Source organism: Marinomonas sp. SBI8L, assembly GCF_001624705.1.
GTDB lineage: Bacteria > Pseudomonadota > Gammaproteobacteria > Pseudomonadales > Marinomonadaceae > Marinomonas.
This window is the reverse complement of the sequence record NZ_JSEO01000010.1, coordinates 48,758-74,139: the sequence shown is the minus strand read 5'-3', so window position 1 is coordinate 74,139 and position 25,382 is coordinate 48,758. Positions and strand designations below refer to the sequence as shown.

At 39.7% G+C, this 25,382-nt stretch carries 21 protein-coding genes, 13 tRNA genes and 1 pseudogene; 11 read left to right on the top strand and 24 right to left on the bottom strand.

Features of this window, described 5'->3' with window-relative positions:
- Positions 1 to 2 precede the first annotated feature (2 nt).
- From OA91_RS15555 to OA91_RS15495, 13 genes are all read right to left on the bottom strand, one after another.
- A tRNA-Glu gene (locus OA91_RS15555) sits at positions 3 to 78 on the bottom strand.
- A gap of 22 nt (positions 79 to 100) precedes the next feature.
- Positions 101 to 175 (bottom strand) — tRNA-Gly (locus tag OA91_RS15550).
- A gap of 32 nt (positions 176 to 207) precedes the next feature.
- A tRNA-Glu gene (locus OA91_RS15545) sits at positions 208 to 283 on the bottom strand.
- 56 nt (positions 284 to 339) lie between these two features.
- A tRNA-Glu gene (locus OA91_RS15540) sits at positions 340 to 415 on the bottom strand.
- A gap of 50 nt (positions 416 to 465) precedes the next feature.
- A tRNA-Gly gene (locus OA91_RS15535) sits at positions 466 to 540 on the bottom strand.
- A gap of 34 nt (positions 541 to 574) precedes the next feature.
- Positions 575 to 650, bottom strand: a tRNA-Glu gene (locus OA91_RS15530).
- 25 nt (positions 651 to 675) lie between these two features.
- Positions 676 to 750: transfer RNA gene (locus tag OA91_RS15525), tRNA-Gly, on the bottom strand.
- A gap of 32 nt (positions 751 to 782) precedes the next feature.
- A tRNA-Glu gene (locus OA91_RS15520) sits at positions 783 to 858 on the bottom strand.
- Between the two features lie 52 nt (positions 859 to 910).
- Positions 911 to 985, bottom strand: a tRNA-Gly gene (locus tag OA91_RS15515).
- A 40-nt stretch (positions 986 to 1,025) separates the two neighbouring features.
- Positions 1,026 to 1,101 (bottom strand) — tRNA-Glu (locus OA91_RS15510).
- Positions 1,102 to 1,187: 86 nt separating this feature from the next.
- A tRNA-Glu gene (locus OA91_RS15505) sits at positions 1,188 to 1,263 on the bottom strand.
- A 38-nt stretch (positions 1,264 to 1,301) separates the two neighbouring features.
- Positions 1,302 to 1,376 (bottom strand) — tRNA-Gly (locus OA91_RS15500).
- Between the two features lie 41 nt (positions 1,377 to 1,417).
- Positions 1,418 to 1,493, bottom strand: a tRNA-Glu gene (locus OA91_RS15495).
- A gap of 141 nt (positions 1,494 to 1,634) precedes the next feature.
- On the opposite strand from OA91_RS15495, the gene OA91_RS15490 reads away from it, so the two are divergent.
- Together OA91_RS15490 and OA91_RS15485 are read left to right on the top strand one after the other, a co-directional pair.
- Positions 1,635 to 2,204: a YajG family lipoprotein gene (locus tag OA91_RS15490; protein ID WP_063339519.1), complete on the top strand. Its 570-nt coding sequence runs from the start codon at positions 1,635 to 1,637 to the stop codon at positions 2,202 to 2,204.
- A gap of 91 nt (positions 2,205 to 2,295) precedes the next feature.
- The gene (locus OA91_RS15485) at positions 2,296 to 3,510 is read left to right on the top strand and encodes a pyridoxal phosphate-dependent aminotransferase (RefSeq protein ID WP_063339520.1); all 1,215 of its coding nucleotides are present in this window, start codon (positions 2,296 to 2,298) and stop codon (positions 3,508 to 3,510) included.
- 52 nt (positions 3,511 to 3,562) lie between these two features.
- Here the strand turns inward: OA91_RS15485 and OA91_RS15480 are convergent, their stop codons facing one another.
- From OA91_RS15480 to gcvT, 5 genes are all read right to left on the bottom strand, one after another.
- Positions 3,563 to 4,273, bottom strand: coding sequence for a flagellar brake protein (locus tag OA91_RS15480; RefSeq protein WP_046018027.1), 711 nt, complete (start codon positions 4,271 to 4,273; stop codon positions 3,563 to 3,565).
- Positions 4,274 to 4,359: 86 nt separating this feature from the next.
- Positions 4,360 to 5,082, bottom strand: coding sequence for a flagellar brake protein (locus OA91_RS15475; protein ID WP_046018028.1), 723 nt, complete (start codon positions 5,080 to 5,082; stop codon positions 4,360 to 4,362).
- A 39-nt stretch (positions 5,083 to 5,121) separates the two neighbouring features.
- Positions 5,122 to 6,258 carry a 4-phosphoerythronate dehydrogenase gene (locus OA91_RS15470; protein WP_063339575.1) on the bottom strand — a complete coding sequence of 379 codons (1,137 nt, stop codon included), beginning with the start codon at positions 6,256 to 6,258 and terminating at the stop codon, positions 5,122 to 5,124.
- Between the two features lie 52 nt (positions 6,259 to 6,310).
- A complete protein-coding gene (locus tag OA91_RS15465) occupies positions 6,311 to 6,889 on the bottom strand; it encodes an elongation factor P hydroxylase (RefSeq protein ID WP_231870386.1) in 579 nt (192 codons plus the stop codon).
- Between the two features lie 271 nt (positions 6,890 to 7,160).
- A complete protein-coding gene (gcvT, locus tag OA91_RS15460; RefSeq protein WP_269447911.1) occupies positions 7,161 to 8,297 on the bottom strand; it encodes a glycine cleavage system aminomethyltransferase GcvT in 1,137 nt (378 codons plus the stop codon).
- Between the two features lie 328 nt (positions 8,298 to 8,625).
- Between gcvT and glyA the strand changes: the two genes are divergently transcribed.
- From glyA to nhaD, 6 genes are all read left to right on the top strand, one after another.
- A complete protein-coding gene (gene glyA / locus OA91_RS15455; protein ID WP_046018030.1) occupies positions 8,626 to 9,903 on the top strand; it encodes a serine hydroxymethyltransferase in 1,278 nt (425 codons plus the stop codon).
- Between the two features lie 67 nt (positions 9,904 to 9,970).
- The gene (gcvH, locus tag OA91_RS15450) at positions 9,971 to 10,354 is read left to right on the top strand and encodes a glycine cleavage system protein GcvH (RefSeq protein WP_046018031.1); all 384 of its coding nucleotides are present in this window, start codon (positions 9,971 to 9,973) and stop codon (positions 10,352 to 10,354) included.
- Positions 10,355 to 10,457: 103 nt separating this feature from the next.
- Positions 10,458 to 13,334 (top strand): aminomethyl-transferring glycine dehydrogenase, encoded by a 2,877-nt coding sequence (gene gcvP / locus OA91_RS15445; RefSeq protein ID WP_063339522.1) that lies wholly within the window; start codon positions 10,458 to 10,460, stop codon positions 13,332 to 13,334.
- Between the two features lie 374 nt (positions 13,335 to 13,708).
- Complete coding sequence (locus tag OA91_RS24735; RefSeq protein WP_063339523.1) at positions 13,709 to 14,191, top strand: substrate-binding periplasmic protein; 483 nt, start codon at positions 13,709 to 13,711, stop codon at positions 14,189 to 14,191.
- Entirely contained in the window at positions 14,179 to 14,478 is a 300-nt protein-coding gene (locus OA91_RS24730; protein ID WP_063339524.1) for a transporter substrate-binding domain-containing protein, read from the top strand. The genes OA91_RS24735 and OA91_RS24730 overlap by 13 nt, the downstream gene beginning before the upstream one ends.
- Positions 14,479 to 14,852: 374 nt before the next feature.
- A complete protein-coding gene (gene nhaD / locus OA91_RS15430) occupies positions 14,853 to 16,091 on the top strand; it encodes a sodium:proton antiporter NhaD (RefSeq protein WP_063339525.1) in 1,239 nt (412 codons plus the stop codon).
- Positions 16,092 to 16,186: 95 nt separating this feature from the next.
- Here nhaD and OA91_RS15425 read toward each other — a convergent pair whose 3' ends face one another.
- Together OA91_RS15425 and OA91_RS15420 are read right to left on the bottom strand one after the other, a co-directional pair.
- Positions 16,187 to 16,609: a BLUF domain-containing protein gene (locus OA91_RS15425; protein WP_063339526.1), complete on the bottom strand. Its 423-nt coding sequence runs from the start codon at positions 16,607 to 16,609 to the stop codon at positions 16,187 to 16,189.
- A 242-nt stretch (positions 16,610 to 16,851) separates the two neighbouring features.
- Positions 16,852 to 17,271: a BLUF domain-containing protein gene (locus tag OA91_RS15420; protein ID WP_063339527.1), complete on the bottom strand. Its 420-nt coding sequence runs from the start codon at positions 17,269 to 17,271 to the stop codon at positions 16,852 to 16,854.
- A 420-nt stretch (positions 17,272 to 17,691) separates the two neighbouring features.
- On the opposite strand from OA91_RS15420, the gene OA91_RS15415 reads away from it, so the two are divergent.
- A complete protein-coding gene (locus OA91_RS15415; RefSeq protein ID WP_046018035.1) occupies positions 17,692 to 18,243 on the top strand; it encodes a cytochrome b in 552 nt (183 codons plus the stop codon).
- Between the two features lie 15 nt (positions 18,244 to 18,258).
- Positions 18,259 to 18,831, top strand: a complete 573-nt coding sequence (locus tag OA91_RS15410) for a YceI family protein (RefSeq protein ID WP_046018036.1) — start codon at positions 18,259 to 18,261, stop codon at positions 18,829 to 18,831.
- 71 nt (positions 18,832 to 18,902) lie between these two features.
- On the opposite strand, the gene OA91_RS15405 is transcribed toward OA91_RS15410, so the two are convergent.
- From OA91_RS15405 to OA91_RS15395, 3 genes and pseudogenes are all read right to left on the bottom strand, one after another.
- Entirely contained in the window at positions 18,903 to 19,496 is a 594-nt protein-coding gene (locus tag OA91_RS15405) for a GNAT family N-acetyltransferase (protein WP_063339528.1), read from the bottom strand.
- A gap of 510 nt (positions 19,497 to 20,006) precedes the next feature.
- Positions 20,007 to 20,828, bottom strand: a pseudogene (locus OA91_RS15400) (SDR family NAD(P)-dependent oxidoreductase).
- A 121-nt stretch (positions 20,829 to 20,949) separates the two neighbouring features.
- On the bottom strand, positions 20,950 to 22,110 hold the full coding sequence (locus OA91_RS15395; RefSeq protein WP_063339529.1) for a YHYH protein: 1,161 nt from the start codon (positions 22,108 to 22,110) through the stop codon (positions 20,950 to 20,952).
- A gap of 487 nt (positions 22,111 to 22,597) precedes the next feature.
- On the opposite strand from OA91_RS15395, the gene OA91_RS15390 reads away from it, so the two are divergent.
- Positions 22,598 to 24,211: a methyl-accepting chemotaxis protein gene (locus tag OA91_RS15390; protein WP_063339530.1), complete on the top strand. Its 1,614-nt coding sequence runs from the start codon at positions 22,598 to 22,600 to the stop codon at positions 24,209 to 24,211.
- A gap of 67 nt (positions 24,212 to 24,278) precedes the next feature.
- Here OA91_RS15390 and OA91_RS15385 read toward each other — a convergent pair whose 3' ends face one another.
- A complete protein-coding gene (locus tag OA91_RS15385; RefSeq protein WP_046018039.1) occupies positions 24,279 to 25,139 on the bottom strand; it encodes a sterol desaturase family protein in 861 nt (286 codons plus the stop codon).
- Positions 25,140 to 25,382: the final 243 nt, after the last annotated feature.

Genomic DNA, 25,382 nt, shown 5'->3' with positions numbered 1-25,382 from the left:
AATGGCGTCCCATAGGGGGTTCGAACCCCTGTTACCGCCGTGAAAGGGCGGTGTCCTAGACCTCTAGACGAATGGGACGTACTTTTATTCTTTCGAATAATGGAGCGGGAAACGAGGCTCGAACTCGCGACCCCAACCTTGGCAAGGTTGTGCTCTACCACTGAGCTATTCCCGCAAAACATTGTAATAAGTTACACACTTATTAAGTGGCGTCCCATAGGGGGTTCGAACCCCTGTTACCGCCGTGAAAGGGCGGTGTCCTAGACCTCTAGACGAATGGGACAGCAATCGGCATCAATATTATGTGTAACACCATTAACTTATTACCGTTTAAGTTAATGGCGTCCCATAGGGGGTTCGAACCCCTGTTACCGCCGTGAAAGGGCGGTGTCCTAGACCTCTAGACGAATGGGACACATAATTTTCTCGGGCATTATACCCTATTTCAACTCTTTGTCACTTAAATGGAGCGGGAAACGAGGCTCGAACTCGCGACCCCAACCTTGGCAAGGTTGTGCTCTACCACTGAGCTATTCCCGCATTTTTAAATCATTCAATAAGCGAGCCTATTAAATGGCGTCCCATAGGGGGTTCGAACCCCTGTTACCGCCGTGAAAGGGCGGTGTCCTAGACCTCTAGACGAATGGGACACAACAAATTTTATACACCTTCAAATGGAGCGGGAAACGAGGCTCGAACTCGCGACCCCAACCTTGGCAAGGTTGTGCTCTACCACTGAGCTATTCCCGCATTTTAAACATTCAACAAGCAAGCTTATTAAATGGCGTCCCATAGGGGGTTCGAACCCCTGTTACCGCCGTGAAAGGGCGGTGTCCTAGACCTCTAGACGAATGGGACACATAGTGCATTGGACATCTCTGCCCTACTGAAACTTTCATTCAGCTGTTCATGGAGCGGGAAACGAGGCTCGAACTCGCGACCCCAACCTTGGCAAGGTTGTGCTCTACCACTGAGCTATTCCCGCACTTCATAAACTATTTTACTAACTTTTAAGTTAAGTAAATTGGCGTCCCATAGGGGGTTCGAACCCCTGTTACCGCCGTGAAAGGGCGGTGTCCTAGACCTCTAGACGAATGGGACAATTCTTTCTGCTCTTCTCTATCATCCAATAGAGAACGAACTAACTCTTTGTAGAATGCAAAGCTCGGTTTACACTCATAAATACTTGGCGTCCCATAGGGGGTTCGAACCCCTGTTACCGCCGTGAAAGGGCGGTGTCCTAGACCTCTAGACGAATGGGACAACACTGTTGATTTTAACTAACAAACCTTGATAGTTAATGGAGCGGGAAACGAGGCTCGAACTCGCGACCCCAACCTTGGCAAGGTTGTGCTCTACCACTGAGCTATTCCCGCAATCAACTTGCTTCACTACAAACATTCAAGCTGCCATTTAATGGCGTCCCATAGGGGGTTCGAACCCCTGTTACCGCCGTGAAAGGGCGGTGTCCTAGACCTCTAGACGAATGGGACATGCTTGTTTGTGTTGCCGTGTCAGCGGGGGCGTATATTACTGTTACCAGCCTGAAAATCAACAGTTTTTTAAAATTTCTGTTAAAGTATTTTCCGAAAAGGCTAATTTAATCAAATAGATCGATCAAAATGGAGTCCTAGATGTCACTCAAACCCCTTATGCTTATTGCGTTCGCAGGATTTCTTACAGCTTGCGCCAATACAACCCATAAAGTTGCAATTGAACCTACCCTCACTTTGCAAACTGCCCTACTTTCTAACACGCATCAAATTCAAGTAAGCACAAACAGCTTGATTGCTGAAAAAATAGGCAGCATAGACACAGCTATTAATGAACATGCAGACATTTACGTAAGTAATAAATTAGAAGAAGGTGTAAAAGTTAAAGTTATCCAAGGTTTAGAGTCACTTGGATTCAACTTAGTTAAAGGAAAAGAGCCAGCATCTCATTTAGCTGCCACTATTACTCAGTTAACCTATACCACTGAGACCAAAGGACTAAAAACCATCGCCACTATTAACTTCACCCTAAAGGCCGACCTAAAAACAGCCAAAAAGAATTATAAGGCAAACTATAGTTCAGAAGTCGTTGATGAGTTTGCTACCTTACCTAGCCAAGCAGAAATAGAAAAAAGGTTAAACGACGTTGCTGGCAAAACTGTGACACGACTTCTTAATGATTCAAATATACGTTTATTGTTACAAGATTAGCCTTAAAAGCATTTTGACTAAACTTAAAAAACTAGAACACAAAAAATTTAGGCGCGCTTAAAAGCAGACACCAAGATAACAAGGATTAGATGTGCAAATTAGAAAATCAAACAAACTTGCAAATATATGCTATGAAATCAGAGGGCCAGTGCTAAAAGAAGCCATGAGAATGGAGGATGAAGGTCACAGAATTTTAAAACTAAATATTGGTAACCCAGCACCCTTTGGTTTTGAAGCGCCAGACGAGATACTTGTCGATGTCATTCATAACTTACCAACCGCACAAGGCTACTGTGAATCTAAAGGCCTTTACTCTGCCCGTAAAGCAGTTATGCAAAAGTATCAAGCCATGGGCATACGCTCTATTGATGTCAATGACATCTGGATGGGGAATGGCGTCAGCGAACTTATTGTGATGTGCATGCAAGCGCTACTCAACGATGGTGACGAAATACTAATCCCAGCACCCGACTACCCTCTTTGGACAGCTGCAGCCACTCTTTCTGGCGGTTATGTTAAGCATTATCGTTGTGACCCTGATAATGAATGGCAGCCTGATATCAATGACATCAAATCGAAAATATCTAATAAAACTAAAGCGTTGGTTATTATCAACCCTAATAACCCAACAGGTGCTGTATATGACAAAAGCACACTTGAGTCGCTTATACAGATAGCCAAGGAACATAACCTCATCATCTTTTCTGATGAAATTTATGATGGCATTCTTTATGACGAAGCCCAGCACATACCAAGTGCAACGCTAACTAAAGATGACGTACTCTGCATCACATTTGGCGGACTATCTAAAGTTTACCGAACCGCAGGTTTTCGCTCTGGCTGGATGGTTCTAACAGGCCCTAAGAATCTAGCCAAGGATTATATAGAAGGTCTAGATATGCTGGCATCAATGCGACTTTGCGCTAACGTACCAGCCCAGCACGCCGTTCAAACAGCACTTGGCGGTTATCAAAGCATTAATGAGTTAACCCAACCAGGTGGTAGGTTATACGAACAACGAAAAATAGCGTGGGAAGTGCTTGATAGTATTAAAGGAGTAAATTGCTTTAAACCAAAAGGCGCGCTCTACCTTTTCCCTCAATTAGACCCAAACTATTATGACATTAAAAACGATGTGGACTTGGTGATGGATTTCCTCCAGCAGGAGAAAGTACTTTTAGTTCATGGAACAGGTTTTAATTGGCCAACGCCCGATTATGTGAGAATTGTATTTCTCCCTCATATAGAAGAGCTTCTTCCCGCCATGGAGCGTTTCGCTAACTTTTTAGACCGCATTCGCAAATAAAAAAGACCGCACCCAACCCTGGGTGCGGTCTTTTTCTTTATAAGATAAACGCTTAAATCACTTTACCTTGCTCATAAAGAGAACGATAAATATAAGCGGTTATTAATAGTATTTGCTCTTTGCTTAAGTCGACAAACTTTACGCCAAAGGTATACATAACCACAGATTTAGCGGGAACGTCGTCATGCTCTGGCGTCTCCATGACACTCTCTTCCCGATAACATAACTCACAATCCACTTTAAACACCTCATCATAGCCCTCAACATTAAGGTGCAGGGCAACACGACAAGTATCCCCTATAACCCCAAGGTCATGTTTCGACGTAAATCGCCCACCACCTACACTTAAATTAATAAGCTTAGCTGCGACCTTCTTATCTAACACACCCCCTTCAGCAATAGGCTCAACAGAGGTTATCAAGTTGGTATCAAGCCTTGCTGCACTTCTAACTGTCGAAGCTTCTACAACATCCGGATAGACTAGATGAAGATATGCTACTGGCTCCCTACACGCCTTTTCTATCTTGCTAGCGAATGCACAAACCTTAGTGCCCATCATAAAGCGAGCTTTGATAATTGAGGTTTCCCTTAACCAAATACTTTTACCATCAATCCTTGGAGCACTTACAATTAAAGTTTTATTCGGCAAGCAGCCAACAACCTTTACATTGTATCGCTCTTTGGTTGCTATCAGCTCAATCTGAAGATTTAAGCCAAATGGCACACCAATATCATCCATGCTTACTTTTAAAACTTCAGCCATGAAATCCTCTTAAACAAACCACCCACAAAACAAGTCTGCAAATGAATTGAAATCATCATAAAACAACCAAACATTGAATTGTCTGATTATACTTTTTGCATCAAGCGGCGCTCCAGAATAAAGGCAGTAAGCAGAATCTTTTTCTCCTTACTTAAGTCAATAAACTTAAAGCCATATACATATAAAAAGTCTGCACCCATCTTACTAATAAAGGCATTATCCTGCATTGAAGATTCAACCTGTTCGCGCATTTGAACTTCTTGCGTACGGATTTCGCATTTGATTTTAAGAACCTGGTTAAATCCAGCAACATTTAAGTTCAATGCTAGGTTAAGCACATTACCCTCATGACCAAAATCATTCTTTGAGATCAGCTTACATCCACCCAAACTTAAATCAACTAAGAAACCTGAGTCTATAAAGCCAATTGATTCTGGATCATTTACGGGCTCAACAGCCGATATCAAACGTGTTTCAACACGAACTGATTGTCGAACAACTGAAGTCTCTACAAATTCAGGATAGCTCAAATGCAAATGCGGTACAGGCTCAAGATAGCTTTTTGCAATTTTCGCTGAAAAGGCACAAACAGCCGTATCAAGCATAAGTCTTGCCATTACTAATTGATTATCACGAACCAAGATATTTTTACCATTAACCATAGGACAACTTACGATTAAAGAGCGGCGCGGAATATAACCAATAATTTTAACAGTATATCTTGCAGCAGACGGTACGAACTCAAGCTGCAAATTTGCACCCAGTGAGATCTCAAGCTCATCCAAACTCACCTGTTCAACGTCTGCCATTTCTACCTCTTATTATCATAATTATTTTAGATCCACCTATTACTTATGCGCTTCAAAGCCAGCGGCTATTAAATCATTATAATCAACGCCTACCTTACAGGTAGAAAATTCATCTCTTTCTACATAGTGCTTTCTTAACAAATCAAACTCTTTAGCAAGATCACCTTTCGATAATTTACGTCGTGTTTTAGCATCATCCGCCGCTGGGTTATAAATAGCATGACACGCCTTTGCTAGAACACTATGACGATTAAAAGTAACATTTGGTTCAATAAATGAAATTGCACCTTGGGTGAGCGCTGTCGTTTCATCATGCTTAGCAACAAGGTTGAAGTGTTTACAAAAGGCCTGATAAACCATCAAACTCCCCTTTTCACGCCCTTGTAAACTATAGCCAGCAATATGAGGTGTACCAACATCCGCCAGACTCAACAAATCAAGGTTTACATTGGGTTCATCAGCCCACACATCTAAAATTAGATTTAGTTTACCAGACAGTTGATGATACTTTTCCATCAAAGCGACTTCGTTTATCACCCCTCCTCTACCTGCGGAAATAATACTCGTATTTGGTTTTAACTGATCCAACAGAGGTTTAGAGATCATATTTTGCGTTGGATATGCACCAACATTTGTAAGTGGTGCATGTAAACATATGATATCGCAGGACATAATATCCTCGATATCAACAAAATTAACAGTTTTATCTTGCCAGTACGCTAATTGACATTGAAAAGGATCATATACTGAAAGATCACACCCTAAACCTGCCAAGCGTTTATGCACTCTTTGCCCAACATTTCCAAAACCAACTACGCCAATTTTGGCATCCAACCAAGCAACATCTTTTTGTAAATACAAATACCCTAAGCTACTAAGCACATAGTCTGAGACTGCATCAGCATTACAGCCTGGCGCACTCGCAAATCCTATATTTGATGCTTTCAGATAAGTTTGATCAATATGATCCACTCCAATGGTTGCTGTACCAACAAACTTGACGGGGGTGTCTTTAAGTAGGCTCTCATTAACCTTAGTTACAGATCTCACCAATAATGCATCAGCATCAAGTAACTGAGCTTGTGTCAGGTTACGACCGTTGACATAAGAGATCTCGGCAATATCAGCAAATAGATCTGCCACTTTTGGCATATTTTCATCAACAACTATCTTCAATGTCATTCTCAATATATTTAAAAAGAAATAAAATTTTTATTACTAAACAAAATTACACAGCTGTTGCTAAGTGTTCATACAAGTCAGCGGTATTCTTAAAGTCCACACCTCTAAACCTAAACAGAGATCGAATAAAACTTACAGCTCTTACAGGTAGCGCATCTCTTGAGCCCTCATCCAAAAAGCGCTCTACTTGCTTTTTCACGGCAATTTCAAATGGTGCCGAGTCATAATCTGGCAAAGCAAGGTTATCAACACTGACACGAAACTTTAACCCTGCTGCAAAATGCAAAAGCAACTCAATCGATTGAGGCTTCACTTCCACCTGCTCAAATTTTTTCTGCTGCGCTAGGTCTCGACCATCCGTTTCATACCAATAGCCGTAATCTTCAAGTAGTCGTCGAGATTCACCAGCCACAACCCAATGACTAATTTCATGCAATGCACTTGACACATAATCATCACGAAAAAGCACTTTTGCAGGACAATTTAATACAGCTGGCAAATAAAGTGGCTCATCAAAACCACCTTCAAGCACGGTATTAAACCCCTCTTGAAAGGTTTCATTAAAGATAGTCTGTACAGAAACCGAACATATAGGTTTTATATCTTTAAATTTTGGCTGCAACAAAAAACTTAACCTCTATCTTACTAAGCCTGACAGCAACTCATAGAAGTATCTAGGCATTAAAAACGAATTCATCATTCATACTGGGTGCGGAATTTTAGCCTGAATCAAGCTCAAGGTTAAAGGAAACAAATGAATAAGGGTTCAATAGTAGAGATTTATCAAACTCAAAACTAAAACACCCGCACAAGGCGGGTGTTTTAGAGAGAGAATGAATGAGTCAGGTTAGCTCACCCACCTCTACTTTTGCACTAAAGAAAGACTAACCTATTGATTAGCCACGATAGTAACGCGCTGTAACAAATGGCATTGCTGCTTTTTCTAAAGCAACCTTTTTACCACGTACAAGAGCAAAAACATTTTCTAGGTCAGCATCTGTAGAAACATACGCCATCAGAATAGGCACAGATAAGCTAGGTGCAAAACCACCACTTGTTACTACACCAACGACCTTATCATCAGCATCAACGACTTCGACACCTTCACGCACTGGCGCTTTACCTTGTGCAATAAAACCAAGACGCTTACGGCTGACTTCAACTTTATTAGTAGCCTGTGGAAGTTGTGGCAAGATAACACTATCACCGGCAAAACCACCTTCACGCTCACCAGCTTCACGACGAACTTTTTGTACAGCCCAAGTCAAAGCCGCTTCTGAAGGGGTAGTTGTTGTATCAATATCGTGTCCGTAAAGGCAAAGACCCGCTTCTAGTCGTAAAGAGTCACGTGCGCCCAAACCAATCCATTCAACTTCTTCTTGAGCCAATAATGCATTTGCAAACTCTTCAGCAACATCATTAGAAACAGATACTTCATATCCATCTTCACCAGTGTAGCCTGAACAACTTACCCATAACTCATTTCCATTCCAATCAAACTTCAAGCTCTGCATGAAGATCATTTCTGCAACTTCAGGCACCAAACGAGCCATTGCAGCACGTGCTTTTGGCCCTTGAATAGCCAATAACGAGCGATCATCAATGATTTGAACTTTATCTTCACCTAACGCATTTTGCATATGAGCTATGTCTTGCTCTTTACAAGCCGCATTGACTACAACAAATACTTGCTCACCCCAGTTAGCGAACATTAAGTCATCTTGAATACCGCCTTCAGCGTTTGTGAATAGACCATATCTTTGAGTACCTTCAGCCAAGCCTTCAACATCAACAGGCATTAAAGCCTCTAGACCTGCTTTAATACCTTCACCGGACAAAATAACTTGCCCCATGTGCGATACATCAAACAAACCGGCATTCTCACGTACCCATAAGTGCTCTTTTTTTACACCTAATGGATACTGAACTGGCATTTCATAGCCTGCAAACTCTACCATACGGGCGTCTGCTGCTAAATGAAGGTTATACAATGCTGTTTTATTCATCTCTACCTCTGGGTTGTTTGTTTCCAATAAGAAACAAGGTAACCCGATAAATACCCTTTTATCAAGTAAAACTTTCTAATCGTAAACTTGTACCTCTTACAATAAAGCCTCTATATATCAGTAGTTATCTTAGCCTGAAACAAGCATTTCTTGCTGAAATAAACTTTTTTTAAAAAAATGTTTCCTATTAGAAACTTTTTTCGTATGATGATTGGCATAGGACGTTAAGCAAACATTCATTGACGCTCATAGAAACATGATGATTTTTCATCGAATTAGACTGCCTAGATGGTATGATGTGGCCCGCCAAATCATGCAATTTTGAGCACAGTTGATAATTAAGAGGAAATTAAACATGGCCAACACCGAAGCTTTTTTCAGCCAATCATTGGCTGAACGCGATTCAGAACTTCTGGCAACATTGAAAGAAGAATTCGTTCGTCAGGAAACCGGTATCGAGCTTATCGCATCTGAGAACATTGTTTCTAAAGCGGTAATGGAAGCACAAGGTTCTGTTCTTACTAATAAGTATGCAGAAGGCTACCCTAACCGTCGCTACTACGGTGGTTGTGAAGTCGTTGATGTAACAGAGCAACTAGCTATTGACCGTGCAAAACAATTGTTCGGTTGTGAATTTGTAAACGTACAGCCTCACTCAGGCGCTCAAGCAAACGGCGCTGTAATGTTAGCCCTACTACAACCGGGCGACACTATCCTAGGCATGTCTCTATCTGCCGGTGGTCACTTGACACACGGTGCGCCGCCAGCGCAATCAGGAAAGTGGTTCAATGCAGTACAGTATGGTGTTTCTGAAGAAACGCTAGACATTGATTATGATCAAGTTGAAGCGATTGCTGTAGAAAGCCAGCCTAAGCTTATCATTGCAGGTGGTTCTGCTATTCCACGTGAAATTGACTTCAAACGTTTCCGTGAAATCGCTGACAAAGTTGGTGCTTACCTAATGGTAGACATGGCTCACATTGCGGGCCTTGTTGCAACAGGTGTTCACCCATCACCACTACCACATGCACATATTGTTACTACGACTACACACAAAACACTTCGTGGTCCTCGTGGTGGCATGATTCTTACTAACGATCTTGATATCGGTAAGAAAATCAACTCTGCTGTATTCCCAGGTTACCAAGGTGGTCCACTAATGCACGTTATCGCTGCTAAAGCGGTTGCATTTGGTGAAGCACTACAACCTGAATTTACCGACTATATTAAACAAGTTGTTGCAAACGCAAAAACACTTGCTGCTGTTATGATCGAACGTGGTTGTGATGTAGTGACTGGCGGTACTGATACTCACCTTATGCTTGTTGACCTTCGCCCTAAAGGCCTTAAAGGTAACGTAGCAGATAAAGCGCTTGAACGTGCTGGTATCACTTGTAACAAAAACGGTATCCCTTTCGACACAGAGAAGCCAATGGTGACTTCTGGTGTTCGTCTAGGTACACCTGCTGCAACCACTCGTGGTTTTGGCACTGAAGAATTCACTAAGATTGGTCACCTAATCAGTGATGTATTTGACGGTTTAGTTGAAAAACCTGAAGGAAATCCTGAAGTGGAAGCACGCGTACGTGCTGAAGTAATGGATCTATGCCAGCGCTTCCCACTTTATCGTTAACCAATAATTTTTGGTCATCAGCTTGGGGTAGCTAATACCCCAAGCTCTAATATAAAGAGGCAATATTATGAGTAACACTCCAGCTAATTTAAAATACGCTGAATCACATGAATGGGTTCTTGATAATGGTGACGGCACAGTTACTGTAGGTATCACAGAACACGCTCAAGACCTTTTAGGTGATGTAGTTTATGTAGAACTACCTGAAATTGGCGCACAAGTTACTGCGACAGAACAATTCTCTTTGATTGAATCTGTAAAAGCAGCCTCTGACATCTATGCTCCAATATCTGGTGAAGTTGTTGAAGTAAACGAAGACCTTGACGACACTCCAGAGCTAATCAATGACGAGCCTTTTGGCGGCGCTTGGATTGCAAAAATCAAACTATCTGATGCATCTGAACTAGCTAACTTGCTAGATGCAGCTGGATACGAAGCAGCTATCGCTTAGTCCAAACTGACGTCCTACTGATTTCGTAAGATCTCTCAGTTGTACACTCCCTGCTCTATTGAGCAGGGCGCCCACTCTTTTAATTTACAAAGGTATCAGTGCCATGACATCGTGCATCCGCGATTTATTAGGTAATGACGAGTTTATTGCGCGCCATATTGGCCCAGACAAAGTCGAACAAGAGAACATGCTGAACACCATCGGCGTGGACAGCTTGGAACACCTAATCGAAAAAACCATCCCTCAAGCTATTCGTTTATCGAATCTTGATATGAGCCAACAGCCTGTTTCTGAAGCCAATGCCCTCAATGAACTAAAAGCTATCGCATCTAAAAATAAGATTGCACGTTCTTTTATTGGCATGGGATATCACGATACATTTGTACCTGCTCCAATTCTTAGAAATCTACTAGAAAACCCAGGTTGGTACACTGCATATACACCTTATCAGCCTGAGATTTCTCAAGGTCGTTTGGAAGCTCTACTTAACTTCCAACAAATGATTATTGATCTAACTGGCATGGAAATCTCTAACGCGTCTTTGTTAGATGAAGCGACTGCAGCTGCAGAAGCCATGACCTTAATGCTTAGATCTAATCGTAAAAAGTCAAACCTATTGTTTGTAGCTGACAACCTATTGCCACAAACCATTGATGTAATTAAAACACGTGCCGACTTATTAGAAATCGACTTCGTTGTTGATGCGCCTGAAAACGTATCAAACCACGACATCTTTGGTGCTATTTTCCAGTACCCAGGTAAAGATGGCGAAGTATCAGACATCTCTACTCTAATCAAAGCGTGTCACGAACAAAAAGCACTTGTAAGTGTTGCTGTTGACCTATTGTCTCTAGTACTACTTAAATCACCTGGTGAACTAGGTGCTGATATTGTTATCGGTTGTGCACAACGTTTCGGCGTTCCTATGGGCTTTGGTGGTCCTCACGCCGCATACCTTGCAACTAAAGATAAATTCAAACGCTCAATGCCTGGCCGTGTTATCGGAGTATCTATTGATAGCCATGGTAACAAAGCTTTGCGTATGGCTATGCAAACTCGCGAGCAACACATTCGCCGCGAGAAAGCGACATCCAACATTTGTACTGCTCAAGCATTACTCGCTATGATGGCAAGCTTCTACGCTGTTTATCACGGCCCTGTTGGTTTACGTCAAATTGCAACACGCGTTGCTAGTTTGACACACTCTTTTGCAAAAACACTAAACCAAAATGGTTTTACAACAAACAGCTCACATTTTGATACTTTAGTTGTTGAAACTGGCAGTAAAACAGATGCTATTTTCCTTGCAGCTCAAAACAAGCTTATCAACTTATGGCGTGCTTCTGATAGCAGCTTGTCGCTATCTGTTAACGAAACGACGTCTTTAACAGACCTAGTTGATCTAGCAGAGTGCTTCGGTGTTGAATTAACTGAAGGTTCTCTAGCTGACTCAAGTACAGATTTGGGTATCGATGAAGGCATGCTTCGTACTGATGCAATCCTGTCTCACCCTGTATTTAACAGCCACCACAGTGAAACTGAGTTGATGCGTTATATGCACCAACTTGAGGTTAAAGATATTGCACTTAACCAAAGCATGATCCCTCTGGGTTCTTGTACTATGAAGTTGAATGCGACATCTGAAATGCTACCTGTTACTTGGGCTGAGTTTGGTCGTATTCACCCATTCGCACCTCAAACACAAGTAGTTGGTTATAACCAACTACTTGACGAATTGATTGCGATGCTTTCAAAAGCAACTGGTTATGACACAGTATCACTTCAACCTAACTCAGGTGCGCAAGGTGAATATGCTGGTCTAATCGCTATTGAGAAGTACCACAAGTCACTAGGTGAAGGTCACAGAAATATCTGTTTGATCCCTAGCTCTGCACACGGTACAAACCCAGCTTCAGCCGCTCTTGCTGGTATGAAAGTAGTCATCGTAAAGTGTGATGACGAAGGTAACATCGATTTAGAAGATCTAGCGGCTAAAGCCGAGTTACATAAAGATAACCTAAGCTGCATCATGGCAACTTACCCTTCTACTCACGGTGTATTTGAAGAACATATCCGTGAAGTATGTGACACAGTTCATAAATTTGGTGGCCAAGTTTACATTGATGGCGCTAACTTGAATGCTGTCTTAGGTATTGCACCTCCAGGCCAATTTGGTGGTGATGTATCTCACTTGAACCTGCATAAAACATTCTGTATCCCACACGGTGGTGGTGGTCCAGGTATGGGTCCTATTGGTGTTAAATCTCACCTAGCACCTTTCCTACCAGGTCACTCGGTTAGCCCTGTTGCAGGCGCTAACTCTAATACTGACCAGCAAAATGGCGCAGTATCAGCAGCACCTTACGGTAGTGCAAGCATCTTGGTTATCACTTGGATGTACATCAAAATGATGGGTGATCGTGGTCTTAAAGATGCGACATTCAATGCGATTTTGAACGCTAACTATATTGCTAAGCGTTTAGAAGACCATTACCCAATCTTGTTTACAGGTGTTAATGACACTGTTGCTCACGAATGTATTATCGACATTCGTCCTCTTAAAGAAGAGTCCGGTATCAGTGAAGAAGATATTGCTAAGCGTTTAATGGACTTTGGTTTCCACGCGCCGACTATGTCTTTCCCTGTTGCAGGTACTTTGATGATAGAGCCGACTGAGTCTGAGAACCAAGAAGAAATCGACCGCTTCTGTGACTCTATGATTCAGATACGCAATGAAATGAAGAAGGTTCAAGCAGGTGAATGGCCTCTTGAAGACAACCCTCTTGTTAACGCTCCTCATACAGCGGACGCACTACTAGGTGAAGAATGGCAGCATGCTTACTCTCGTAAGGAAGCAGCTTATCCTCTACCTTGGATTAAAGATCGTAAATACTGGCCTCCTGTAGGTCGAGTAGATAATGTTTACGGCGATCGTAATCTAATCTGCGAGTGCCCGCCAATAGATAGCTACGAAGACTAACAAGTCTTTTGCTAGACGAGCTTGCTTATCCCTTTGCAAGCTCGCACCAAAAAAGCGAGCCACAAGCTCGCTTTTTTTATTTAATACTTTCTCATTCATTAACAGCACACAATTTATCCCTATTATTTGATAAGCATCAAAAATTCAAAAAACACCTTCTCAAATTTATCGTTTAAAAATCAAGCTTCACCTTTTAACACAATATTTTTATACTTATCGAAATTTTCAGCAGTTTACATTTTTTAAAATGAACGTTATTCACATTATTGTTATTTCGTCCTAATATTTATTGTTATATCTGATTAAAACCAATTTATTACATTTTAGAACATTCAAATAAACACAGAGAATATAAACAATAACCAGGCTTAATAATGCTACAGAAAGTTCTACAACTCATTTTTTTATTCGTTTTATCAAGTTTTACTATTTCAGCCAACGCTGAAATTGGAACGCTCAAGGTTCTTGGCATGGAGAATTACCCTCCTTTTAGTTTTGAGAAAAACGGTAAAATGGTAGGCATTGATAACGAGGTTATGTATGAAATCGGAAAGCGAATTGGGATAGAGGTTGAAATCGATTATCTACCTTGGAAAAGGCTTTTAGCGAACCTGAAATATGGCAGCACTGATGCCGCATTCGCCTTATTCTTCACTCAAGAAAGAAATCAATTTGCACTATACGCAGATAAAGAGCCCATTCATGATGGCGCATTTTACCTTTATGTTAAAAAAGGCTTTGAGTTCACGTTTGAAGATGTCACAGACCTATATGATAAAAGAATCGGGTTACAACTAGCCTTCTCAGTCTCAGAGGCCTTTGTTCTGCAGCGAGTGAGAATAAAATGGACATTTTAAGCGCGTTTAGCAATGTTAATAATATTGAGTTATTGCTCGCAGACCGTATCGACGCTTTCATCGGACACGAGTTGGTAACAGGGTATAACTTACTAAATAAGGACGTATTAGACCAAGTCTCAAGGCTTCCCCTCCCTATCAGTGAAAAGAAGGCATTTTTAGTCATTTCTCGAGAATCTAAGACATTTAGCGACAAGCAGTCACTCATCAATCAGATTAACCAAGCATTAGTCGATATGAAGGCTGATGGAACACATAAGAAAATAGTCGATAAATATTTAAAATAACCTCCAATATGCAGAGGTTTAATTTTTCAATTACGAGTAAATAATTAACATTAGACCTTCTATTTAATATTTAAAACCTCTCCCAGCTAAAATACAAAACCGACAAAAATTTAAAGTAAAAAATACTAAAATCTGACAAATCTTTCTTTAAATTTACTTAAATTAAGTTCATTAAAGACCAGCTAATAAAAATAAAATTCCAATATGGTTTTTAAATTACCTTTAATACCGCCTATAACCTCTGACATTCTCATTTTATGAAATTTAATTACGATATTTTAGTTAAATTTTCTTGCCTGAATCTTGTTCAATCCTTTTCATAGGCGTAGACTGCGCGCCAATTACACACATATTTCTTAAGGAATTAAATCTTCATGGTTGCAGTGATAGGTATATTAGCCATTATCGCGTTTTTAATGGTGGTATTAGAGGAAGTAATCCATATAAATAAGGCTAAATCGACCTTATTTATCGGTACTTTATGTTGGATTTTAGCCTATGTATTCCCTATTCATGGTGTGCCTGCACACGAAATAAGCAAGCAGCTCAATGAAAACTTATTAGAAATTGCGACTCTTTGGCTTTTCTTGATGTCAGCAATGACATTTGTAGCCTATCTAAATAGTAAAGGCTTTATATCGAGTCTGGTGCAAAGGTTGCTCCCAGGGGAACTCCATGAAAGAACCTTAATGGTATTATTAGGTTGTTTCGCTTTTATCTTTTCATCATTTGCAGACAATGTTACAGCAACACTGGTTTCCCTAGCGGTTATCACCAGCTTAAAAATTGAAGCACGAAAGCGTCTTAAATACGCAACCTTAATTATTTTCGCTGTAAATAGTGGTGGTGTATCCTTAATCACAGGTGATGTAACCACCCTAATGATATTTTTAGCAGGTAAAGTCAGTATTCCTAACTTATTACTATTAGTTGGGCCATCTCTATGTGGTGTCATAGTGCTTGCCGCTATGATGTCCGTTCGTATGAGAGGTCGTGTGAGCTTTTCAGCAGAAACTAAACCTATTGAAAAAACAGATATCATTATTTCAATTATTTTCTTAGCCACTATTCTTTCCACTTTGCTACTAAATGCGTTTTTCCAAGTACCGCCTGTGCTTACTTTCATGTTTGGCTTAAGCTGCATGTTTCTCGTTGCTCAATACCTTTTGCGTAAAACAGATAGAAGCATACTTAACTATATTCGAGAAATTGAATTTGATACCTTACTTTTCTTCGTAGGCATTTTATTGATCGTCGGTATTTTAAAAGAGATTAAGCTACTAGATTATTTAACGAGTCTGTACGACTTTATGCCTGTTGAGTACGCAAACTTCCTACTAGGGATCTCATCTGCCTTAATTGACAATGTGCCTTTAACTGCAGCCGTTTTAAAAGCAAATGTTGAGATGAACATGGCGTCTTGGTTATCCATGACGTATGCAACGGGAGTTGGTGGCTCTATGTTAGTGATCGGCTCCGCAGCAGGCATAATAGCCATGAGCAAAGTAAAAGAACTTAACTTTATAAGCTATTTATCTATGTTTGGCTATTTGCTAGTAGCTTACTCTGTAGGTTACTGGTTAAGCTATTTATTAGCAGTAAGGATGTTATAAACATAAGTATGCTATTAAGGTGATGCCAAAGATGTTATCACCTTAATAAGCGTCAATAATTTTAGAATTAAATACTAAAAAGGCAATACTGAAAGTTAATATAAAGAGTCTCTTAATGAGAGAAACATTTTTTTTCCTTGGTTTGGATTTTTCTTAATAACTTTTTGTATAGGTAGTTCATTTACTAACGCTTTTCCATTATAGAGATATTCTTTAAGGTGTTGCTCATCAAGCATCACAACTTCCATTGACCAATCCTTAAATGCTCTTTCTTTTATTTGGCCAGAGTAGAATATTTCAACCAGCATATGCCTAGGATCATTACGAATTTTCTCATAGAGGCTTTCAATTGCTTCTTGTTCACCTTCTATTAATTGCATTATTTCTCTGTCGTAATAGACCAACATTCCAGTAATATTCTTAGATGCATTATTTCTTTGGGCTTCTAGCTGTATTTCTAACAAGCCTTCTTCAGATAACCCTTCGGGCGATACACTGGTGTATAGAAGTTCAATCATTAAAAAAGTCCTTTTTCTCTTTTTACCCCATTACCACTAATGACGTAAATCACAATTCACTATAGTTTAGCTTAATTTATGGTTGAGACTAGCAAAGGGGAAAATATAGAGTATTTCTCTCATGCTACATCCATTAGTTAAGCTAATTATTCTTATCCCGTCAGCATTCTTTATTTAGCATGCCCCTTCGACAAGTTAAACAGAGAAGCAATAAGTAAGTTTTGAGTCCTAGAAAAAACGAATTAAAGCGTATCTCTAAGTGTTAAAAAAATTTTCTTACCTTGGTTAGGGTTACTTTTAACCATATGCTGCAGTGGATTCTCTGGCACTAGTTCATGATCACTATAAAGGTATTTTTTAAGTTTCTGCTCATCTAAGATAACGCTTTCCATACTCCAGTTATTAAATGCTCTTTCTTTAATCTCTCCACTGTAAAATACTTCAACCAATGAGTGCCTTTCATCTTGGCTGATTTTTTTATACAGAGATTCAACTGCTAGCTTATTGCCTTCTAAAATTTGCATAATTTCACAATCATAGTACACCAGCATACCTGTTACCCCCATTGCACTATTATTCTTTTTTGCGTCAGTCATAATATCTAATAGTGTATCTTCGGTTAATTTTTTTCGTGCAACACTCGTGTATAAAAGTTCATACATAAATCTATCCTTTTCTCGATATAGTGATAACGCATCGCTTTGAAAGTCTTCCCTCCTCCAATGAGATAAATAAAGGGTAATATGACTCAGAAGTAATTTAGTCTAAAATTAAACTCTCATTAAATTAGAAAAAGCTTATTTAAGATTACTATCAATTTCTTTAAAAAAACTGCTAAAAACTGGGTTTTCTTTTGCTTTTGTCTTTTTATTTCCTTAATTGTGTGAAGATTTTTAGATAATTCAGTTAATTAGCCTATATACGGAAACAATGAATTTTCAAATACCCTGTTAATGAAAAATAAAATTAGCGATATGATAATTTTAGTTTTTTTGAACCATATTAAGTAAAGCATGTCTTCAAAGATCTGCTTTAATAGTTAGAGACACACATAAGCAAGAAATCATCTTGCGGAGAAAGACATGAAAAACACAGAACATCATTATGGCTGGTTTGCTATTGGAGCACATTGGATAGCCGCTATCATGATTATTGGACTTTTCGGACTTGGATTCTGGATGGTTGATTTAAGTTACTATGACCCTTGGTATAAAACTGGGCCAGACTTGCATAGAAGTATTGGTATTATTTTATTCGCATTAATGTCGATACGACTAATATGGAAGTTAGTACAGGTTCAACCAAAACCATTAGAGCACTATACCAAAATTGAGCGTACGCTCGGTCACCTAGTACACCAACTATTATACCTTCTTACCTTTGGCATCATGATAAGTGGCTACCTTATTTCCACTGCTGATGGTCGAGGTATAGATGTTTTCGAACTTTTTCAGGTACCAAGCTTAGGAGAGCTTTTTGCCGATCAAGAAGATATTTCTGGCCTAATACATGAGTATGCGGCTTACACACTTGTTGGGGCTGTTGCTTTGCACGTTCTCGGCGCTTTTAAACATCACTTTATTGATAAAGACATTACCCTCAAACGTATGTTGGGTTATCGCAAACAAAAATAAACCTAGAGGATTACAATGAAAAAATTACTACTTGTTTCTGCACTAACTGGTGCAATGTTGGCTCCAATTGCTAACGCTGCTGATTATGTTATTGACACTAAAGGTGCTCACGCTTTTATTAACTTTAAAATCAAACACCTTGGTTATAGCTGGCTAACTGGCCGTTTTGATGACTTTAAAGGTGATTTCACTTATGACGAAAACAACGTAAGCGCATCAAAAGTAAGTGTTGTCGTTGATACAACTAGCTTTAACTCAAACCACGCAGAACGTGATAAGCACATTCGTAGCGACGACTTTTTAGACACAAGTAAGTTTGGTACAGCTACTTTCGAAAGTACATCTTTCAAAGACTTAGGTAACAACGAGATCGAAGTTAAAGGTTCATTAACTCTTCACGGTGTAACAAAAGAAATCACCATCGACGCTGAAAAAATTGGTGAAGGTAAAGATCCATGGGGCGGTTACCGTGCTGGTTTTAGCGGCACAACACGCGTTGGTCTAAAAGAGTTTGGTATGCAAGAAATTCTAGGGCCACAATCTACTCACGTAGAGCTTGAGCTTCATATTGAAGGTATTCGTCAGTAATAGTTTGAATACGATTTAATTGAATAAAAAAACGAGCTCAGGCTCGTTTTTTTATGTCTGGTATAATGTGACTACACATAATAATTATCGATGGAAAGTATACTCTTCTTCCAGTCTTCTTTTAATAAGGAGAATAACCTTACCGTTTGATATTCACCTTTCCAAAAACCGTACTCCTTTAATATGCCTTCTTGCTGAAAGCCTAATTTTTGTAATAAAGAAATAGAAGCAAAATTAGAAAGATGTGTTATTGCCGTGATGCGATTAAGTGTAATCGGAAAATTCTGCTCATAACAGGTTTTCATCAGGAAGTTTATCGCTTCACTTGCTAAGCCTTTGCCCCAATAGTCGGGATGAAGCTCATAACCAATCTCCAATGAATGAAATTTGGTATTCACACAATGCACACCACAGCTACCAATTAAGGTACAAGGGTCCTCAATAAGGGTAATGGCCCATCGAAAACCATGGATACCTTTATCCTTATATAGAGATATATTCCAATCCAACCAGCGCTCCGCTTGTTGCCTTGATGTAAAAGAATCACAATCATACAGCGCAGTAACTCTATCATCCGAGAAAATATCATAAATTTGCTCAATATCTGCACGCCTTATTTTGCGTAACAAAAGTCGAGAGCTCGTTATAATACCGTCTTCCGTCATATGAGATTATCTCATTCAGATTGAGTTAACTCATAGGATAGCTCAGAAGCCAGCATAACCAGGCCTAATTCACATAAATCAATTTCATTAGATAAAATAGCTCTAATGGCTGATAAGCCAATAAGTCAGAAACTAGTCTCTATTTTGCTTTTGCACATAAGACATGGCTTTCATTAAAAATTTCTCTGCTTGTTTAGCGCCCGCTAGATACTCTTCTTGTTTGTCAGAATCAATCAGTTCAGACCAATTAGTTTTTACTTGCTCTGGTGTTTGCTCTTCAGGTGCTAAGAATATTCCCTCGGTCTCAAGCTACCTAGTATTGGAATAACCACCAGCTCCCGCACATAATATAAAGCGATTTGGTGCATCCTGATGGCAAAGAGTTAAAGCTCCAGCGGTTACAGCGTCTAGGGAACCTGCGAATAAGTCCTCCCGCCTCAGCGTGTGGATAAAAGCGCCTAGATTTATGGCGAGGGGCGTAACTTAATAGTTATTCTATTGATAAGGCCCTCAACTTAAAGATAGGGCTTTTAAACCACGCCCTTTGGATCTTTCAGAAAAAGCGCCACCCTGTGTTGTCCCTTTTCGAAAGGTGCCTACAGCTCTTATCAGAAAAAAGCGGCAAAGTGACGCCTTGCTTGACGCTTTTTCTGAAAAGACTGAGAAGAGGTGACTTATTCGCAGGTTCCCTAGGCTTAGCATATCTAACACTGGCTGAGGCAATAAATCTTGAGTCATTCGTGTTGCAGCAATTGGAGCCAAGGCGTTAACCAAAATATTATGCTTCTTACCTTCTATAAGTAGTGTGTTCATTAACCCTAATACTGCCATCTTTGCAGCACCATAGTTTGACTGGCCAAAATTGCCATACATGCCACTTGACGATGTGGTCATCATAATACGTCCGTAGTTTTGCGCTTGCATATGTGGCTAAACAGACTTGCAGCAATTTACGGAGCCCATTAGATGAACATCTATCACTTTTCTGAAATCGTCTAGATCCATTTTACTAAAAGATTTGTCTCTTAAAATTCCGGCATTATTAATCAGTATGTCTACCCTGCCCCAGCGTTCGATAGTTTGCTGAACCATACTTTTTACTTCTTCAAAATTAGTCACATCAGCACCATGAGCAAAGGCCTCCCCACCTAATGCATGTATCTCTTCGACAACATCAAGTGCAGCTTTGCTAGAGGCACCATTTCCATCCCTAGCACCACCGACATCATTAACCACAACTTTGGCACCACGTTCTGCTAATGCATGAGATCGGCCTAAGCCGTTACCTGCTCCGGCAATAATCACAACCTGTGAAGTAAAAGATAAAGTCATAGTGATTCCTTGCTTGATAATAATTTGGTCATAAAAAAGACCCTTTGTGTTTCACAAAGAGTCTATATCAAAGCAGAAAGGAGATTAATGCCTCTTCAGTTATATGGCATATCAGTATGATTTAATTAGAAAATTCTAAAAATCCATTATTCTTTAGGGCGATAAAGTCACTTGCACACCCTTTCACCTCACTATCAAACACACTAGTACGACCTCTAGCTTTTGCTTTTCTTGTTTCGGTAAATTGGCCATAACAACTCGTACTACAATAGAAAATGCTTCCTTCTAATTGCTTAACCCTCTGTACTCTGCCATTAGCCTTTAAAATCTGTTCATCTGATAAGGTGCCTGACATGACGTAACAAGTTTTCCCTTTCGATTCTATTTGCTGATACTCAGTAACCGCTAATTTAACTGGCATACCCTGTATTTCTTTACCCTTTGAATCTTTTCTATGTACCCACTTATCTCGCGCAAATCTCTGCTCTTTCCCTTTCAAGCAATCCAAAATGGCATAATCCCCTTGACTCTCAATATTATAAAAATACTGACCAATTACATCAGTCGCGCCACGGCACTCATCAAGCTTAGCTTCTATATCATTGCTTTTATCAAACCAGCCTAAAGCCAAAATTGGAAAGCCATCGGCAGCATAACCCACAGGCTGTTTTCTTTCATCAATGGCTTTTTCACCTAACTCATTGATCAAACATTTAGGTGCAATATGATAATGATAGTCATCACCCCGACCCGCATGACCGCCACATTCATCTAATTCTCCTGCTGCAGCAGCGCTTACAGGCTTACCTGAGGATTGTTTGGGCCCCTGTGTACTTGGGTCAAAAATAGGTACACCATTTACAGCAACACCAACAGCACCCGGTTCTGTTTGAGTTACTCTAGACGCTTGCTGAGGGTTAAGTGGCAATCGGATTTCCATATTATGTTTACTAGGAAACTGTTGGTTATTACCTGTAATTCCAATCATAAGAGTATGGCTTTCATCAGGTAAGCTATGTGACTTAAATGAGAAGCTCGAACCAGAGCAGGTTAAATCACTTACCTCGTCCGTATAACAGGCCTGATCACATTTACAGTTAGCTATCTTTTCATCGATAGTATGTGCCACAACATAGGTCGATGTAGCTAACAAGTAGCCGACAAAAGCCATTACGATAGAATTGTATTTTATATTCATTGTTACTCTTCCTTCATTCACATAACCCAAGCCATCAGTATAAAGATACTTAATCTGCCCGCTAGCCAACTTAGCTAAATCCACTGCTTCTCCATGATTAACTTAGCCTATTTCTTGCCTTATTATTCTTAATCAAACACAGGGCTAATTGATTAAGAAGTGAATGAAACCTCAGCTGAGTAATTAAATGCTATTTAAAACATAAAATGACTGGCATAAAGGCTTAAATAAAACTAAGTTTTATGCTGCAAAGAAAGAAACTTAAAGTAAAAGTTTTACTTACATTTGCGACATGTTAAACCACCAGCAGGAGATAGATCACATTAAAACTTAGTGAGCTAACTCGTTAGAACATAAGGTTTAAATTGTATTCTCAGATACCATTGTTAGCGTTTTCTGTTAAGCTGCTATTACGTCATTTTGTTGAGTTAGTGTCTTTCTCCTATCACTTTCATTTTGCAAGGAAAGAAAGATCAAGTAGGTATTTTTTATCAAAGAAGTTTAATGAACTCTCTTTAATCAAAAATGTCCTATCAGCAATAAAATTTTCATCAGTTTGGATAGTTTTCTTATGTCTTTAAAGTCTATTAGAGTAAAAAGCTCAATCCCCGTTTTTATCCTCGCCATGACCTTTATACTTGCTCTGTTTATGTTTGATCGATTAATCGTCATGGAAGAAACGGCATTAGAAGAACAATCAGGTCGATACCAAAGCGCTATTTCAAGTGTGCTTAAAGCAGACAGTAATCTTTATCAGGCCAAAGTAGCCGAACTTAATTTATTAAGCCAAATTGGTGATGTACCAACACAACACAAAATACATGCAGACAAGGTTAAAGAAGCTACTGCTAGAATCGATGAATACCTAGGTCATATGTCAGTCAATCCGCAGATTCAAAAAGACTTCGGTGACCTGAATGATCAATTAGAAGCTTGGCATCAAGCAACCAACAAACTGATTAAATCAGGCAAATATGACCCTAACTATCAGGCTCTTGAAGCTGAAGCTGAACAATTATTTGATCATATCCGTACTCGTTTAAAAATGGCAGGAGACCAAGCCATTGCAACCGCTCAGGCGTCACGTGAGAAAGTACTATCTGACGTACTTGAATTTGGTAACTTCACGTTTGCGATCCTTGCTGTTGCTAGCTTAATTGTTATCTTCATCAGCTACACTATGCCAAAACGTTTAACCCATGACATCAATAGTCTAACTCAACGTATCCGTGAAATTGCTGAAGGTGATGGTGATTTAACAGCACGAATTGAGCCAAATAGTAACGATGAAATTGGCGACCTTGCCCATGAATTTAATAACTTTGTAGATAAACTTCAAAAGTTAATTGCCACAGTACAAACTCAATCAGTCGCGTTAGGAAGTGTTACAGGTCACCTTATTGAGAGTGCGAAACAAACAGAGTCTATTACTCAAGCTTTGGGTCAGGCATCAGATTCAACAGTGAATGCTGGTCATGAGATGAATAGCTCCAACCAAGAAATGGCAAGTATGGCTGAAGAAACCTCTTCTGAAGCACGTCATTCAGATGAAATGACACACCAAGGTATCAATGCGGTTAAAGCGTCACATACTGCGATAAATGAGCTAGTGACTGACATTGATGGCGCCTTGAATCAATCTCAATTATTAGAGCAAAGCTCTGAAAATATCGCCAATGTGCTTGAAGTGATCAGAACCATAGCAGAGCAAACTAACCTACTGGCATTGAACGCAGCAATCGAAGCGGCACGTGCTGGTGAACAAGGTCGTGGTTTTGCAGTTGTTGCAGATGAAGTACGTACACTGGCAACACGTACTCAAGATAGTACCAATGATATTCAAGACATGATTGAACAACTAAAATCCAATGTCGGTCATGCTTCCTCTGCCATCATACGCAGTAAAGAAAGAGCAGATGAAACCGTTAGTCATATCGATCAGGTAAATACCATTTTTACCGAGCTACAAGAATCCTTTGCTAAAGTTCAAAAGATGTCATCTCAGACAGCCAAAGCAACTCAAGAGCAATCCAATGTATCCAACATGATAAGCCAGAGCATGTCTTCTCTTAATGAACAGACCAATGCCGCTAAGAATGTTGTAGATGCAAGCCGTAAACAAGCGGATGAAGTGGATCATTTATATCAAGCGCTTGATCAAGTTGTAGGCCGCTTTAAAGTTTAACAGCCTGATTTGAAGCAAAAAAAACAGCCCCAGTGGCTGTTTTTTTTGTTCTTAATAAGACAATCAATTATTCAAAAGCTTCTGATTTAACATTCGTTTGATCTTTTTTCTCATGACTAACAGAGCTTGTCGGATAACCAAATAAGACCTTAATTTTCGCTTTCAGGCCTTTTGCACTAAGAGTCGCCTTTATCATATAAAGCCATTGATGAAAGCTTATCGTGATTGGGTTGTAAGTATCAATTTGACCAACAATGCCATAACGACAAGGTTTATCATCTTGCTCCTCAGCATAAGTGCCAAACATTCTGTCCCAAATGACCAACACACCAGCAAAGTTCTTGTCCAAATAGCCAGGGTTAACAGCATGATGCACTCGGTGAATCGACGGCGTGTTAAACACCTTCTCTAACATACCTAACTTGCCAATAATCTTGGTATGAACAAAAAACTGAAAAGCTAAGTTAAGCGCCACAACGGTGAAGACGATTTTTGGATCAAAACCTATTAAGATCATTGGCATCCAAAATAACCACATACCTGTTATCGGATACATGATGCTTTGTCTAAACGCAGTAGAAAAATTCATTTCTGTGGAACTATGGTGGACCACATGAGCCGACCAAAGCCAATGGATATGATGGGATGCTCGATGAAACCAGTAGTACAAAAAGTCTTGCAGCAAGAAAGCAAAAAATAGACTAAGAAAGCTCAGTTCAATATCGAGTAATCTAAACTCATATAGCCAATAAAAAATGGGCATTAAAAATAGTAAAGCAATCGCATCAGCACCTTGGTGCATTAACGCCAGAGCCGTATTTGCCAGACTATCTTTAATCACATAATTCTGGCGATGCTTCAAAAACTCATAGGCAATAAAGATTAAAAATATCGGGCTTAAAGCAATTAATATAATTTCAACATCCATGGTTTAGACCTATTCTCGTTATTTTATGAAATGCTAATTAACATTCATCATACACAAGCGATAAGACATAACCAATAAACATAATAAAAGTCTGTTTATACCTATTACTAATACCAGACATTCCTCAAACTGACGCCGATTCTCAACTGGCTTTTAATTAAAGAACCAAACTTTGATATAGACATTTAACCTTGTTTTACAATGCTTTTTAACGTAAAAGGTAAGCAATTTTTTTCAGGATAT

Excerpts from the sequence above, each read along its gene's own strand:
- OA91_RS15490 (WP_063339519.1), top strand. The coding sequence starts at position 1,635 with ATGTCACTCAAACCCCTTATGCTTATTGCGTTCGCAGGATTTCTTACA.
- OA91_RS15480 (WP_046018027.1), bottom strand. The coding sequence starts at position 4,273 with ATGGCTGAAGTTTTAAAAGTAAGCATGGATGATATTGGTGTGCCATTT.
- OA91_RS15475 (WP_046018028.1), bottom strand. The coding sequence starts at position 5,082 with ATGGCAGACGTTGAACAGGTGAGTTTGGATGAGCTTGAGATCTCACTG.
- glyA (WP_046018030.1), top strand. The coding sequence starts at position 8,626 with ATGGCCAACACCGAAGCTTTTTTCAGCCAATCATTGGCTGAACGCGAT.
- gcvH (WP_046018031.1), top strand. The coding sequence starts at position 9,971 with ATGAGTAACACTCCAGCTAATTTAAAATACGCTGAATCACATGAATGG.
- gcvP (WP_063339522.1), top strand. The coding sequence starts at position 10,458 with ATGACATCGTGCATCCGCGATTTATTAGGTAATGACGAGTTTATTGCG.
- OA91_RS24735 (WP_063339523.1), top strand. The coding sequence starts at position 13,709 with ATGCTACAGAAAGTTCTACAACTCATTTTTTTATTCGTTTTATCAAGT.
- OA91_RS24730 (WP_063339524.1), top strand. The coding sequence starts at position 14,179 with ATGGACATTTTAAGCGCGTTTAGCAATGTTAATAATATTGAGTTATTG.
- nhaD (WP_063339525.1), top strand. The coding sequence starts at position 14,853 with ATGGTTGCAGTGATAGGTATATTAGCCATTATCGCGTTTTTAATGGTG.
- OA91_RS15425 (WP_063339526.1), bottom strand. The coding sequence starts at position 16,609 with ATGATTGAACTTCTATACACCAGTGTATCGCCCGAAGGGTTATCTGAA.
- OA91_RS15420 (WP_063339527.1), bottom strand. The coding sequence starts at position 17,271 with ATGTATGAACTTTTATACACGAGTGTTGCACGAAAAAAATTAACCGAA.
- OA91_RS15415 (WP_046018035.1), top strand. The coding sequence starts at position 17,692 with ATGAAAAACACAGAACATCATTATGGCTGGTTTGCTATTGGAGCACAT.
- OA91_RS15410 (WP_046018036.1), top strand. The coding sequence starts at position 18,259 with ATGAAAAAATTACTACTTGTTTCTGCACTAACTGGTGCAATGTTGGCT.
- OA91_RS15405 (WP_063339528.1), bottom strand. The coding sequence starts at position 19,496 with ATGACGGAAGACGGTATTATAACGAGCTCTCGACTTTTGTTACGCAAA.
- OA91_RS15390 (WP_063339530.1), top strand. The coding sequence starts at position 22,598 with ATGTCTTTAAAGTCTATTAGAGTAAAAAGCTCAATCCCCGTTTTTATC.
- OA91_RS15385 (WP_046018039.1), bottom strand. The coding sequence starts at position 25,139 with ATGGATGTTGAAATTATATTAATTGCTTTAAGCCCGATATTTTTAATC.